An 11631-nucleotide genomic window follows, 5' to 3' on the forward strand; every position below is an offset into this window, starting at 1 on the left:
GAATGGCGGGCGACATCAAATCGGAACGGTGGGCGAGATCATTCCGGAATCGTGGGCGACATCGAGCGGAATCAGCACTCATGTGAAACTTTTCCGCGAGACCCTCGCGAGGCGTCGCGTAGCCCAGCTTCGGAATGTCCTTCATGTCTTCCATCCGGGAGGGAAGCTTGGACAGGAAGGGACCCGCCCGATCGGGAACAGCAGGGCCGCGGCACCACCGAGGAAAGGCTGCTTCTTCGCATCATCGACCTCTCCGATAAGCTTGACGTTCTCGCCGTCCACGTGCGGCTCGATGTGGATCTTGAAGTAGGCGGTTTCCGCACGCGGAATTTTCGCGGCTATGCGCAGCGGCATGCGCGCGGCGCGCGCGATGCGGATGGCATCGTCAGGCCCCTTCTCTTTCGAGAGGCGGCTCCCGCGTCCCCAGCACGGGCAAGGCCGGACAGCGAACTCATGACCTACACAGCAACGCCGCCCGCTTGAAATCAGATGCGGGCGGCGTCGGTCCAGCCCCAGGAAGGTCGTGGCAAAATCCTGGCTCGGATGAGCATGCACGAAGCGGGCCAAGGTTTTATGACCATTGCATCCCGCCTGTCCGCGCCGGTCCAGCTTAGGGCATGGCGCCAAACCAAATCACGAGTGCGAAGATCACCAACAAGGCGACGGTAATGACCGCTTCGCTAGTTGGTATTCCCTTCATAATCGCCTCAGCGCACGGGAGCAGGATGCGGCCCAGCTCTCGGCCCGAGGTGCCCAATTGGCAATTCCGCCTGCGGGGTACCCCGACAAGAGCCCCTGAGTGCAAAGCTGACCGAGCCACCGCGGGCGACCACATGGCGCTGAGGTCCTATTTGCAAAACTTCTAAGTTTTACAAGTAAAAGCTAGACAAGAAATTTCATGGTGTTAGAGCTTGCAAAAGTTATTTGCGAAATGGAGCATGCGAATGACCATTCTCGGATATGCGCGGGTTTCGACTGAAGGCCAGCATCTGACGGGGCAGCTCGAGGCCTTGAAAGCCGCTGGCGCGGAGAAGATCTTCCAGGAGAAGATCAGCGGCGCGCGCGCCAATCGGCCGCAGCTGGCGAAGCTCATGGCCGCACTGAAGGCCGATGACGTGGTCCTGGTCACCAAGCTCGACAGGCTCGGCCGCAGCACCAGGGAGCTCCTGGACTTGATTGAGCGCATCGGTAAGGCCGGTGCGGCATTCCGTTCGCTCGGGGATCCGCTATTCGACACCACCTCAAGCCAGGGCCGGCTTGTCTCGACGCTGTTGGCAGCGATTGCCGAGTTCGAGCGCGACTTGATCCGGGAGCGCACCGGTGAAGGCCGCAAGCGCGCCATGGCGGCAGGCAAGAAGTTCGGCCGCAAGCCAAAACTCTCCGATTATCAGCGCGAGGAAGCGGTGAAGCGCCGGGCTGCCGGTGAGAGCCTGGCGTCAATCGCCAAGTCCTATGCCGTCGATATCAGCATGATCTCGCGCCTGGCGCCGGGGTACCGCGCCCCTTTCGAGGCCGCCGACGCAGACGCGTGAAGTAGGTTCCCCGAGGTTGCACAACGAGCTGAGTGCCGGGCGCAACCGGCCCAGCACATCAGCGCCGCCGCTGCGCGTTCTAACGAACGTGGCGGTGATGGCGCCCCGTAGCCGCATAAGCCGAGCGGGAGCTGCTGGACGCACCTTGGCCCTTGGCCGCTGCACGCGATCCGCCGCCTCCTCCAGCGCCGCTTCCAGCGTTGGCTCCGCCAGCATTGGCACCGCTCGTCCCTGCGGCTCCAGTTCCGGCGCTACCTCCACCGGCTCCAGCCCCAGCTGCGCCACCTCCGGCCCCTCCTCCACCGGCGCCTTGCGCGGACGCTGTGGCAACCGAACCGACGATGAATGCGGCCGCTAAAATCATCCTTCCAAACTTCATGTGCGCTTCCTCATTTGCATGACGAGTGCGAGAAACAGACGCCAAGGGCAGTCGTTCCTAACGTACTCCCCACACGACCTCACTGCTTAACCTATTTGAATGCGGAGCTACTCAGGGGACCCCATTTTATGGGACTATCGTGCGACTGACCGAAATTCGCAGTGAACAAAGTACCGTTGATCATTCTCACCGTGTCGAACCCAGCCGCGTTTTCGGGAAAGGGCAGTGTCATCGTGCTCGAATACACTGATGAGCGTGCCGCCATGAAAGCTGCCCAGAAGATTGCTTCGGAAACCGGACGCTCTGTTACAGTGCGCGATGAAAATTCGCGCGTCATCGAGATGATACCGGCGCCTGAAATCCATTGAATTAGGGGCTGTAAATCAAGCACAGACCATTCGTCTGCGCCCACAGTGACAAGCGAGGCGGATTGCTTGTCTCTGGGATCGCCACCGATTGCGCGGCGGGAGGAATGGGACGATCTGGAGCCTGTGCCGCCCAGAAGTGAGCCCGACTCGAGCCGAACTTTCTGCGGAACCCGGCGGCCAAGATCTGGTTCCGCGTCTGAAACGGATAGCGCTTGGCCGACCAAGGTATCGAAGATGCAGGCCAATTGACCGTCTATGCGCTCAGCTATTTGCAGGAACTGGATCGTCAGTCACGCTGAATGCTGCATGCTTGACTGCTCACTCATTCTCGTTGATCTCGCCGATGAACTCAACCTCCGGCCCTTTTCAGCATTGGCTGAAGCGACAAATCGGGCAGGCTGCGCGAGCAGGAGCCGTCGCACTGTTGGTTGCCCTGGCGTCCGGTTATCGAATGCCCAGGCCGGCACGTCGACCGCGAATCTGACCGTTCAGATCACCTACGGCGTCGTGCACGATCAGCGCCGCTAGCGCTGAAGTTCTGACATTCCCATCGCGAGCCCGTCCGGCGCTTCCAGACGTTGGTCGCGACACAGGATCACCTCTATATCGACGGGCGCACAGCAGGAGAAAAAGCGCGCGCTCCGCGCCCCCGCGACTGCATTCCGAGCCGCACATGACGACATGTCCGTCGGAAGTACGAACAGACCATTTCCACCTGCGGCGTCCGCGCGGCTACAGCACGATGTCGAACGCCGCGAACCGATCGTCCCCCATCCGACAGGTCATGCCGCGAACCTATCCGGTAAGCCCTGAAGTTCATCCAGAAGCCGCTGCTCACGCTCGATCCGGGTTCTGTACAGTTCGCGCTCCTCGTCGTCCTTCGCGCTCGCCAGCAGCAGGCGATAGTGGCCGATAACCTTCTTGCTGCCGTGGATCAGCAGGTCTCGAATGTCGCCCATTACGCCGCCCCCATGCCCGAGGAAGCCGACGATGGCTCTTTCGGAAGGGGAAATGTCACCGGGAATATCTCGGCAACCAGAGCATCGAGAGCGGCCTGCTCATCGGCCATCCGCCTCTCGATGAAATCACGTTCGAGATCGGACAACTCTGTGAGGAGCAGTCTCCGATAACGGTGGATGTTGTTGCGGTGGGTACGGATACGAGCCAAGTTTTGTTCGAACATCGTCGTCCCTCGTGACGGTCGGACAGTCTGCATTTCAGGCCGCCGCACGCCGTTCGATCGATCGCAGCCGCATGGGCTTGCCACCAGGCGGCCGGGGATCGCCATCCAGCGCGCACAGCGCCTCCAATATCTCGTCGATGGCGACCGGCGCCTTCAGCCCTTCGGGCGCGCGCAGCGACGGGCACGATGCGATCGCGGACGCATCCGAGGCCCATGAGGCCAGGATGGCGCGCTTCTCGGAAAAGCTGAGGTTCGGATGGCAGACCACGTCGCGCGGGTGTTCGAACGCGGTGCCGGGATGAAGAAGAGCATGGAGATCGACTACGTTGTCGTAAATAGCGGACGTCGGCCGCATGGCTTGCCTCCGTTTCTGAGACGAGTTGGGGGGCCGCGCGGAATGACCCGCGCGGCCGGAGATCGATCCTATCCGCTTTGTCCGGTCAGGCGGCTTTGGCTTCGATTTGCGTCACGTTCTTCGGGGCGGCACCATTGATCTCGATGCGGCGCGGCTTCATCGCCTCGGGAATCTCCCGCACCAGGTCGACGACGAGCAGGCCGTTCTCGAAGCGTGCGCCCTTGACCTCGACGTGGTCGGCGAGCGTGAACTGCCGCTTGAAGCTGCGCGCCGAGATGCCGCGATGCAGGAAGGTCTTTCCTTCCTTCTCGTTCTTGCGGCCTTCGAGCGTGAGCACGTTCTGCTCTAGGGTCAGCGCGACCTCGTCCGGCGTGAATCCGGCGAGCGCGACCGAGATCTGGAAGCGATTCTCGTCGAGGCGTTCGATGTTGTAGGGGGGATAGCTCTCCTCGCCCACGCGCTGGGCAGCTTCGGCGAGGTCGAAAAGACGGTCGAAGCCGATGGCCGACCGGAACAGGGGCGAAAAATCTACAGTGCGCATAGCCAGATCCTCCTGAGAGCAAAATGGTTACGAGCGGCACCGGACACGACCGGTGCCCGTCTCACGTGGCGGGACCCTGACGGCATCCCGATCGCCTTTTTGGCGACGCCGAGAAAATTCGGCAGATCGCAAAAAAATTCAAGACCCCCGACGCAATTTTTTTGCTGAAGAAATCGCAATGGTAAACCGGCCATTGCCGGATCAGTCCCGCGCCCAGCGGACGGCGGCCTGCAGACGCTCTCTTTCCCTTTCCCAGCGGCCGTCCTCGGCGCGGGAGCTCTTCTCGACGGTCCCGGCCTCGGCCTGAAGGTCGGCCGCCTTCTTCGCGTCTCGCGCTCGGCCTTGTCCAGCGCCGCGTGAGCTTTCGCCGACCTTCTCGCGCCGCTTCAGATCCCTTTCGCGAGCGACCTCTTCCCGCCGGCGCTCGGCCTCCCGCCGCTTCTGCTCCTTCTCGAATTCGGCGGCAGCTTCGCCAGCCTTTGCCGAAGAGCACGGACGCCGAAGATCGAAACGGCCCGTCGGGAACATCGCGGTCATGAACGCATTGTTCCGGGAAATCTCCGGGGGCGACGCTTCGGAGCTACCATGCGCGATATCGCCGAACTGCTCGAACGCAAGCGGACGCTGCTCGACCGCAGGCAAGATGCGGAACCGGGGCTGCTTGCTGTCGTCGAGCTCGAACTCGAGGAAATCGATCGGACGTTGACCAGGCTGGAGTCGAGGCAGATGCGGCGTCCCGTCGCTCTCCACTGGGCGGGCCAAGCACCGAATCCTGACCCCGCCAGGCGTGCTGCGGCCCGATCGAGGCTGTGAGGATCGTTTGTTCTACCCCTAGGACGCGGCCAGCAGCGCGGACGAGACGTCGATGCCGCCATAGATCAGGAACAGCGACAACAAAACGCCGCCGAGCGACAAGAGCATCACTGGGAGCAGATCGCTGCGTTCGACGGTCGGGACGCGATGGCGACCGCTCTGCCTATGCCGCTGTCTCCGATCTGCATCGATGCACGCCATGCTAAAGCGGCGCTCGATATGGCAACGAATAAGACGGACGCGAACGATGCCGATGGTCTGGCGCAGCTTGCGGAAGTCGGGTTCTTTCGTGAGGTGCGCGTGAAGGGATTCGGCAGCATGCTGACCCGCACGCTTGTCGCATCGCGGACGCGGCTAGTCCAAATCACTACCGAACTTTCCAACCAGATCCGCGGTGTATGAAAACCTTCGGTCTGCTTGTTCCCGCCGGAAAGGGAAGCACCTTCGAGAAGAACGTGCGGAGCCTTCTTGCCGATCAGGACGGACTTGCATCCATCGTGCTGCCGATGCTGGAAGCTTGGCGTAGCATTCGCGTCCGCGCCGCCGAACTCGGACGCCAATTGGTGCAATACTGAGATCGGTCGCTTTCTCGCCGAAGCCATGCAGAAGGTCGGCAATGAGGGTGTCATAACGGTCGAGGAGGCAAAGAGCCTCAACACCGAGTTGGAGGTGGTCGAGGGCATGCAGTTCGATCGCGGCTATATCTCGCCCTATTTCGTCACCAATACCGAGAAGATGCGGGCCGAGCTCGAAGACCCTTACATCCTGATCCATGAGAAGAAGCTCTCCGGACTGCAATCGATGCTTCCGCTGCTCGAGTCGGTGGTGCAGTCGGCCAAGCCGCTGCTGATCATCGCCGAGGACATCGAAGGCGAGGCTTTGGCGACGCTGGTCGTCAACAAGCTGCGTGGCGGACTGAAGATCGCAGCCGTCAAGGCGCCGGGCTTCGGCGATCGGCGCAAGGCGATGCTGGAGGACATCGCGATCCTAACCGGTGGAACGATGATCGCCGAAGATCTCGGCATCAAGCTCGAGAATGTTACGCTCAACATGCTCGGCCGGGCCAAGAAGGTCGTGATCGACAAGGAGAATACGACCATCGTCAATGGCGCCGGCGCCAGGAAAGGCATCGCGGCGCGCGTCGCGCAGATCAAGCTGCAGGTCGAGGAGACCACGTCGGATTACGATCGCGAGAAGCTGCAGGAGCGGCTTGCCAAACTCGCCGGCGGCGTGGCCGTGATTCGGGTAGGCGGCGCCACCGAAGTCGAGGTCAAGGAGCGCAAGGATCGCGTCGACGATGCGATGCATGCGACCCGTGCAGCGGTCGAAGAAGGCATCCTACCGGGCGGCGGGGTGGCACTCTTGCGCGCGCTTAAGGCGCTTGAACGCGTCGAGACCGCCAACGCCGACCAAAAAGCCGGCGTCGACATCGTACGGCGCGCGATTCAGATGCCGGCCCGCCAGATCGTCGAGAAGCGCGACTACAATTGGGGCTTCAACGCCGCAACGGGCGAGTACCAGGATCTGGTGCGGGCCGGCGTGATCGACCCGGCCAAGGTCGTTCGCACGGCCTTGCAGGATGCCGCGGCTCGCCGCCCTCCTGATCACTACCGAAGCGCTCGTCGTCGAGAAAGCTAAGAAGTCGGAAGCCCCGGCCGCGCCGCCCATGGACTTTTAGTTTGGCGCAACGGGATCCACGCCTCGAACTCAGGAAAGGACACATCGATATTGGGAGGTTTCAGATGAGCAGGAATTTTCAGCGAAGGTCGCGTCGAGATGAAGCGGCGGTCGTGCACCGGCTGATGTTCACCATGAGTTGCGCCACGATCGCCTGGATCAGTCTTTTTCGAACGATAGGAGGATGAGATGATCGCCGATCACACCATTATCTCCGCTCGGCCGGAGAAATCCCAGAGGGTCCCCGCGCAACGCCTGCTCCGACGGGTACTCACGCTGTCCATGGCCGCGATACTTCTGCTGCCGTCGCTGGCAGCTTGGGGAATGGATCGTGTGCCGGCCAAACCTGTTTCGGCCGACGCCTTCGAAAAGAAGATTGCCGTTCCGCCGATTCCCCATCTCGACTCGATGCCATTGATGAAATGGAACGCCGGCGTCAGCGCGTCGAAGGTCGATACGCTGATGCCGCCGCAGAAGCCGTCATGCTGGCTCGCGCCGGCACCACGCGAGCTACCGTCGATCGGCTCTTGAACCCCGATCACCGCGAGGGCCGACGGCTCGCCGACATTCTTGCAGCGTGGCGCAAACTCGATGGCGACAGGGCTCCGCCCCCGCGGCATTTCGAGGCGGACGGCCTTGGTCGGTGGGCGATCCCAACGTAGAGGGTCGTTTGCACGCTATGCAGAGGCCGGGAGAGCGGGAGGAGACTGGAGCGGCTGATCAGTCAATAAGGCGGAAACGAGCTCAGGCAGGGTTAATCGAGTACGACAGGGGGTACGGTGACAGTCAGCGCCCTGTCCTGGTAAAGTATGATAGCTGCGATCCAGCAAGATCGTGAGCGAGGAGAACACGAAACCGATCTCGCGAAATTTGACTGGCTGAAGCTGAGCAAGATTTCGGGTGAAGGCGGCTCGACATCGAGTCAGGACCGCTCCTATCACTGAAGTGATACTCCATCAGAGACGATGCAAGGCAATCCGGCCGGGCCTACGATCGGGAAAGTACCAATCTATTCTGGAGCCCCGCGCTTGTCCGAGCGTTCACGGGGCCGCTTCTTTTCCTAGAGATTTGCTCTGGCCTGCACTTCGAAGCGGTCAGGAGGGGCTCAAATGAGCAGACCGATTGAGTATCCTGTCACGATCAGGCGATTGCCCCCTGCGGACAGTGGCTTTGTGACTCTCGTTGCCGATGTTCCAGTGCGCATGTCTGACGGAGAAACTCTCCAAGAAGCCTTCGCGAATGTTGAGGACGCAATTGTGTGCTGGATCAAGGCCGCGAACGAGATGGGGCGCCCGCTGCGCATGTCTGATGGAGAAACTCTCCAAGAAGCCTTCGTGAACGTTGAGGACGCAATTGTGTGCTGGATCAAGGCCGCAAACGAGATGGGGCGCCCGGTGCCGGAGCCCACTCCAGGATTGGATCAAGGTGAAAACCGGACGCAACTCGCTGACGCCATCGCAGCGCGTCAATTGCACGTTCTTGGCCAGTATCAGCAAGCCCGAGATGGAAAGCTCCGACTTTCCGATATCAAGGTAATGTTCAGCAAAATGCCAACCTAGGCCGCTCTTTGGCGTGAGGTTTGGTGCTGGCAACCCTGATGTCGACGAAATATCGCGGCATTCGCGTCTCCGTTTTCGACAACGGACGGGACGAGTATGCAGTTCTTGAATGCTATGCAGTTTGTGCCGGTCTGACATAACCAAAATGGAACAAGTTCACTGGCGCAGACTGCATAGTCACATGAAACCAATTGGCCGGCGTCCCGTAATTGGCACGCCGGCCATGGCTTCTGTTGACGCAGGGCAATTGGAAGTAGTCGGCAGGGGCCGTCCGGTTGCCAAGTTACGGGCGGCCCCACCTTGGGGTTTCAGGTTCTTGAGCAGTTTTCAGAGGAGCAAGGCGGCGGCCGTCAGCGCGACGGGGCATAGCCCCAAAACGATGATGCCGGCACGCACGAGAATCTCAGCCATGGCACACCTCCCACTTGGCGAGCCTAACCAAGCCTAAGTCCGGGACCTTCCCGTTGAAAGTGCAGTTTGTGCCACGGTAACGTCGGTGGACACGGCGCTCAGGGCAGCACGAAAAGCGCAATGAGGGCCAACGCCGCAACCGCGATTGAGGCGAACCCGAGGACAGCGATCCAATCAACCCCCTGCCTTGGCATGCTCGGACGTTGAACGCGTCCAATACGACACCGTTGATGCAGATCAAGGGTGGGCTGGCTCCAGTGAGGGCCCGCCGCGCGCGGGCGCGCGGGCAGTGCCCGGGCCGTGCATGGAGCCCGTCACCCGGGGCGGGTGTACTCCAGTCCGGACAGGTAACCATTGATCGCTATGGGTGCGGCTGCTCCGGCTGGAAGGCAAGGAGGAACAACGCGGACCATCGCCTGTTGGGCGATCATGGATCAGATGGATCAGTTCTGGCTCATGGCGGTCGTCTGCGGCATCTGCTTGGTCGTCCTCGCCGGCCTCGTGGCGCTGAAGGTTGCGGCGCTCGTCTAGCGGCACACCATGCTCATTGACGGGCGACGGTAAAGGGAGTTCGATGATGCCCTCAGTTCGCTCCAAGGCTGAGAACCCCAACTACCACGACGGCGAGACCTCAACCCCGGCCCCCCAAGCCGAGGTCTCGCTGCGCGCGGCCGGCGCTGGCTGTCCCGAACAACTTCAGCCTTGGCCTGTCATCAGTCGCGCGGATTTGCCATGTCGCCGTGCGTGCCGCGCGATCAGGGATCGCCGCCCGCTCTAACTGTCGGCGGTCCCGCCTCTTTTTACGGCTGAAGTTCGTTCCTACCGGGTAATGAAGTCCATGGGAACGAAATGAAATCCGAAGAGTCGATTCGATGAGCACGCGCTACGCAACCTCACTGCCGCGCAAATTTCCGTTACCAAGGAACGAAGCGGGTGTAGCGTCGGCACAGTTACGCGCGTACCGGAGGCTGTCATGATCACCGACCCTGCTTGGACTTGCCCGCCGATAGTATTTCGCGCTCACCTGGACGAGCTTAGAACTAGCGGTCGCAGGGCGATCGCGCGCAGCACTGAACTGCTTCTGAGAAGCCAGGAGCTTCTCCGCCCGCCGGCGCCCGATTCATTCGCGGGGCGCTCCCATTACGACCTCATTCCCTTGTGCAAGAGTGAGCTGGTGTGAAAACGTGGGCATCGAACGCAGCTTCCCTCCTGAGCACTTCCGCAAGCGCGCCGAAGAGATGCGCGCCAAGGCGGACAACTGCGAGGACAAAGGAGCTAGGGCCGGCTTGCTCCGCGCTGCGGCGAGCTACGACCAGATGGCAAAGAACTCGGAGCTAATCCACAAAGCCATAAGAGACAAAAAGCGCTTGGATGCCGCAGAGTGAGCCCGCGTCGGTTTGCGGCCTCTTCCATGCACTACCTGCCAAAAGAGCGGTCCCAGCGCGGGTGGACGTTAGCGCTGAGACCAAAGGTAGCTCGTCCATGTTGGACACACGGCCCCAGCGCCGCGGGGAGACGCCAGAGCCGAAGGCTAGTTTTGCTGTGTACCACAATGGGCACAACTCCCGGACGCTCAGCTCCTGTCAGGTTGACAGAAACAAAATTATGCCGACGACGAGCAGGACGAAGGATGCCACGACCACGCCGACGTACACGAACTCCACTTTGTCCATGCTGGACTTGATACACCCACGTGGGACTTTTTCCCGATTCCTAAAGGTTTTACCGTAGTTGCACGGGCGCGGTGTCGTAATTCTGCCTACGAGCCCCCGGTGGTCGATATGCGCGGCCTAGACCAGCAGCGATACGCCCAAGGCTTGCACGAATGCACCGAGCTGAAGAAGGCCGCCGGCTTTGTCACCCCAGGCGGCATGATCTCGAAATTCCTCACTGAGCGCGGCTACAAGGTATACATCGCCAAGAGCTGACATGGACCTCGCCCTCCGACCCACGGTGATCGCCGGCGAGCTTCTCGCTGACGACTACGCCGTGATCTTCGAAGGGCGAACGATCGGTCGAATCCGCAAATCTGACGAGCGCACCATCCTCTCTGGTCCATCACGGTGCCCCTGCCCCAACAGCCCTATGCCCACACAGCACGGCGCCAGATCTCGAGCAGGCCAAGCGGCTTTTTCGCGCCGCCTGGGAGCGCTTCTGCTTCACCCTCGAGAGAAGGACGACATCGAGCTTTGGCACCGCACCCAGGAGGCCGCGGCCCGCCGTCCTGACTAAGAGTCGCGATCGGCAATGACGGGAGCCAGCAGGTCATTGATCACGGCCACGACGGAGGCATGTGCATATGTCACGCCGAGTTGCCCGAACTGGCATAGGCGACGACGAGGGTCGTCGAGGTCCACGCCAGCGTGCCGTCCGCCTCCGGCCGGTCGTTCGGAACGCGATAGGCCGCGGCGTGGATCGTTTCGATCGGTGCTGCGCCATATGTCTCAGGCATCGCCACGATCACGGCCCGGCAGAATGGATTCCAGAACCTGGCGCGCAGTCCCGGTGATGACGTTGCCTTCGCGAGGATCTCCCTTGACCAGCGTTTCGGTGAACTTCTTGGCCTGCTGCAGCGTGATGTGCGGTGGCAGCGGCGGGACCTCGGGGTCGGTCTTGACTTCGAGGACCACGGGCTGGTCAGACGCCAGGGCTTCGTCCCAGGCAGGGCCAAGCCGGTCAGGATGGTCGACAAAGAGTCCCTTCAGGCCGATCAGCTCTGCAAAGCGACGATAGGGTACGTTGGGGATCTGCTGCGAGGCATTGAATTTCGGGTCGCCTTCCATGACGCGCTGTTCCCACGTCACCTGATTGAG

The 11631-nt window shown here is 61.4% G+C and carries 14 protein-coding genes and 3 pseudogenes; 9 read left to right on the forward strand and 8 right to left on the reverse strand.

What is annotated here, in order from left to right; all coding sequences use genetic code 11:
• Nucleotides 1-189: 189 nt before the first annotated feature.
• Nucleotides 190-411: pseudogene (locus JQ586_RS39260) on the reverse strand (glycosyltransferase family 4 protein); the annotation flags it as partial.
• Nucleotides 412-944: 533 nt separating this feature from the next.
• Between JQ586_RS39260 and JQ586_RS39265 the strand changes: the two are divergent.
• A complete protein-coding gene (locus JQ586_RS39265; protein ID WP_212399993.1) occupies nt 945-1532 on the forward strand; it encodes a recombinase family protein in 588 nt (195 codons plus the stop codon).
• 540 nt (nt 1533-2072) lie between these two features.
• On the forward strand, nt 2073-2279 hold the full coding sequence (locus tag JQ586_RS39270; RefSeq protein WP_212399994.1) for a hypothetical protein: 207 nt from the start codon (nt 2073-2075) through the stop codon (nt 2277-2279).
• Nucleotides 2280-3061: 782 nt separating this feature from the next.
• On the opposite strand, the gene JQ586_RS39275 is transcribed toward JQ586_RS39270, so the two are convergent.
• From JQ586_RS39275 to JQ586_RS39295, 5 genes are all read right to left on the reverse strand, one after another.
• Entirely contained in the window at nt 3062-3238 is a 177-nt protein-coding gene (locus JQ586_RS39275; RefSeq protein ID WP_212399995.1) for a hypothetical protein, read from the reverse strand.
• On the reverse strand, nt 3238-3462 hold the full coding sequence (locus JQ586_RS39280) for a hypothetical protein (protein WP_212399996.1): 225 nt from the start codon (nt 3460-3462) through the stop codon (nt 3238-3240). The genes JQ586_RS39275 and JQ586_RS39280 overlap by 1 nt, the downstream gene beginning before the upstream one ends.
• 34 nt (nt 3463-3496) lie before the next feature.
• Nucleotides 3497-3817, reverse strand: a complete 321-nt coding sequence (locus tag JQ586_RS39285; protein WP_212399997.1) for a hypothetical protein — start codon at nt 3815-3817, stop codon at nt 3497-3499.
• A gap of 85 nt (nt 3818-3902) precedes the next feature.
• On the reverse strand, nt 3903-4358 hold the full coding sequence (locus tag JQ586_RS39290; protein WP_212399998.1) for an Hsp20 family protein: 456 nt from the start codon (nt 4356-4358) through the stop codon (nt 3903-3905).
• A 201-nt stretch (nt 4359-4559) separates the two neighbouring features.
• A complete protein-coding gene (locus tag JQ586_RS39295; RefSeq protein WP_212399999.1) occupies nt 4560-4895 on the reverse strand; it encodes a hypothetical protein in 336 nt (111 codons plus the stop codon).
• Between the two features lie 48 nt (nt 4896-4943).
• Between JQ586_RS39295 and JQ586_RS39300 the strand changes: the two genes are divergently transcribed.
• The 7 genes and pseudogenes from JQ586_RS39300 to JQ586_RS39330 all read left to right on the forward strand — a co-directional run bounded on the left by JQ586_RS39300 (nt 4944) and on the right by JQ586_RS39330 (nt 10746).
• Nucleotides 4944-5171 (forward strand): hypothetical protein, encoded by a 228-nt coding sequence (locus tag JQ586_RS39300; protein WP_212400000.1) that lies wholly within the window; start codon nt 4944-4946, stop codon nt 5169-5171.
• 171 nt (nt 5172-5342) lie between these two features.
• Nucleotides 5343-5737 (forward strand): annotated as a pseudogene (locus JQ586_RS39305) (IS110 family transposase); the annotation flags it as partial.
• Between the two features lies 1 nt (nt 5738).
• Nucleotides 5739-6849: pseudogene (groEL, locus tag JQ586_RS39310) on the forward strand (chaperonin GroEL); the annotation flags it as partial.
• Between the two features lie 188 nt (nt 6850-7037).
• A complete protein-coding gene (locus JQ586_RS39315) occupies nt 7038-7379 on the forward strand; it encodes a hypothetical protein (RefSeq protein ID WP_212400001.1) in 342 nt (113 codons plus the stop codon).
• 578 nt (nt 7380-7957) lie between these two features.
• Complete coding sequence (locus JQ586_RS39320; RefSeq protein WP_212400002.1) at nt 7958-8407, forward strand: type II toxin-antitoxin system HicB family antitoxin; 450 nt, start codon at nt 7958-7960, stop codon at nt 8405-8407.
• Between the two features lie 1595 nt (nt 8408-10002).
• The gene (locus tag JQ586_RS39325) at nt 10003-10203 is read left to right on the forward strand and encodes a hypothetical protein (RefSeq protein ID WP_212400003.1); all 201 of its coding nucleotides are present in this window, start codon (nt 10003-10005) and stop codon (nt 10201-10203) included.
• A 387-nt stretch (nt 10204-10590) separates the two neighbouring features.
• Nucleotides 10591-10746 (forward strand): hypothetical protein, encoded by a 156-nt coding sequence (locus JQ586_RS39330; RefSeq protein WP_212400004.1) that lies wholly within the window; start codon nt 10591-10593, stop codon nt 10744-10746.
• Between the two features lie 374 nt (nt 10747-11120).
• Here the strand turns inward: JQ586_RS39330 and JQ586_RS39335 are convergent, their stop codons facing one another.
• Complete coding sequence (locus JQ586_RS39335; protein WP_212400005.1) at nt 11121-11270, reverse strand: hypothetical protein; 150 nt, start codon at nt 11268-11270, stop codon at nt 11121-11123.
• On the reverse strand, nt 11263-11631 hold a 369-nt coding region (locus tag JQ586_RS39340; RefSeq protein WP_409411050.1), incomplete at its 5' end, for a thiamine pyrophosphate-dependent enzyme. The genes JQ586_RS39340 and JQ586_RS39335, both read right to left, overlap by 8 nt.

Origin of the sequence: Bradyrhizobium jicamae (assembly GCF_018130215.1) — a bacterium.
Taxonomy (GTDB): domain Bacteria; phylum Pseudomonadota; class Alphaproteobacteria; order Rhizobiales; family Xanthobacteraceae; genus Bradyrhizobium; species Bradyrhizobium jicamae_A.

Coding starts and splice junctions, on each gene's coding strand:
- JQ586_RS39295 (WP_212399999.1), bottom strand. CDS start 4,895: ATGACCGCGATGTTCCCGACGGGCCGTTTCGATCTTCGGCGTCCGTGC.
- JQ586_RS39300 (WP_212400000.1), top strand. CDS start 4,944: ATGCGCGATATCGCCGAACTGCTCGAACGCAAGCGGACGCTGCTCGAC.
- JQ586_RS39280 (WP_212399996.1), bottom strand. CDS start 3,462: ATGTTCGAACAAAACTTGGCTCGTATCCGTACCCACCGCAACAACATC.
- JQ586_RS39320 (WP_212400002.1), top strand. CDS start 7,958: ATGAGCAGACCGATTGAGTATCCTGTCACGATCAGGCGATTGCCCCCT.
- JQ586_RS39285 (WP_212399997.1), bottom strand. CDS start 3,817: ATGCGGCCGACGTCCGCTATTTACGACAACGTAGTCGATCTCCATGCT.
- JQ586_RS39265 (WP_212399993.1), top strand. CDS start 945: ATGACCATTCTCGGATATGCGCGGGTTTCGACTGAAGGCCAGCATCTG.
- JQ586_RS39290 (WP_212399998.1), bottom strand. CDS start 4,358: ATGCGCACTGTAGATTTTTCGCCCCTGTTCCGGTCGGCCATCGGCTTC.
- JQ586_RS39315 (WP_212400001.1), top strand. CDS start 7,038: ATGATCGCCGATCACACCATTATCTCCGCTCGGCCGGAGAAATCCCAG.
- JQ586_RS39275 (WP_212399995.1), bottom strand. CDS start 3,238: ATGGGCGACATTCGAGACCTGCTGATCCACGGCAGCAAGAAGGTTATC.
- JQ586_RS39335 (WP_212400005.1), bottom strand. CDS start 11,270: ATGCCTGAGACATATGGCGCAGCACCGATCGAAACGATCCACGCCGCG.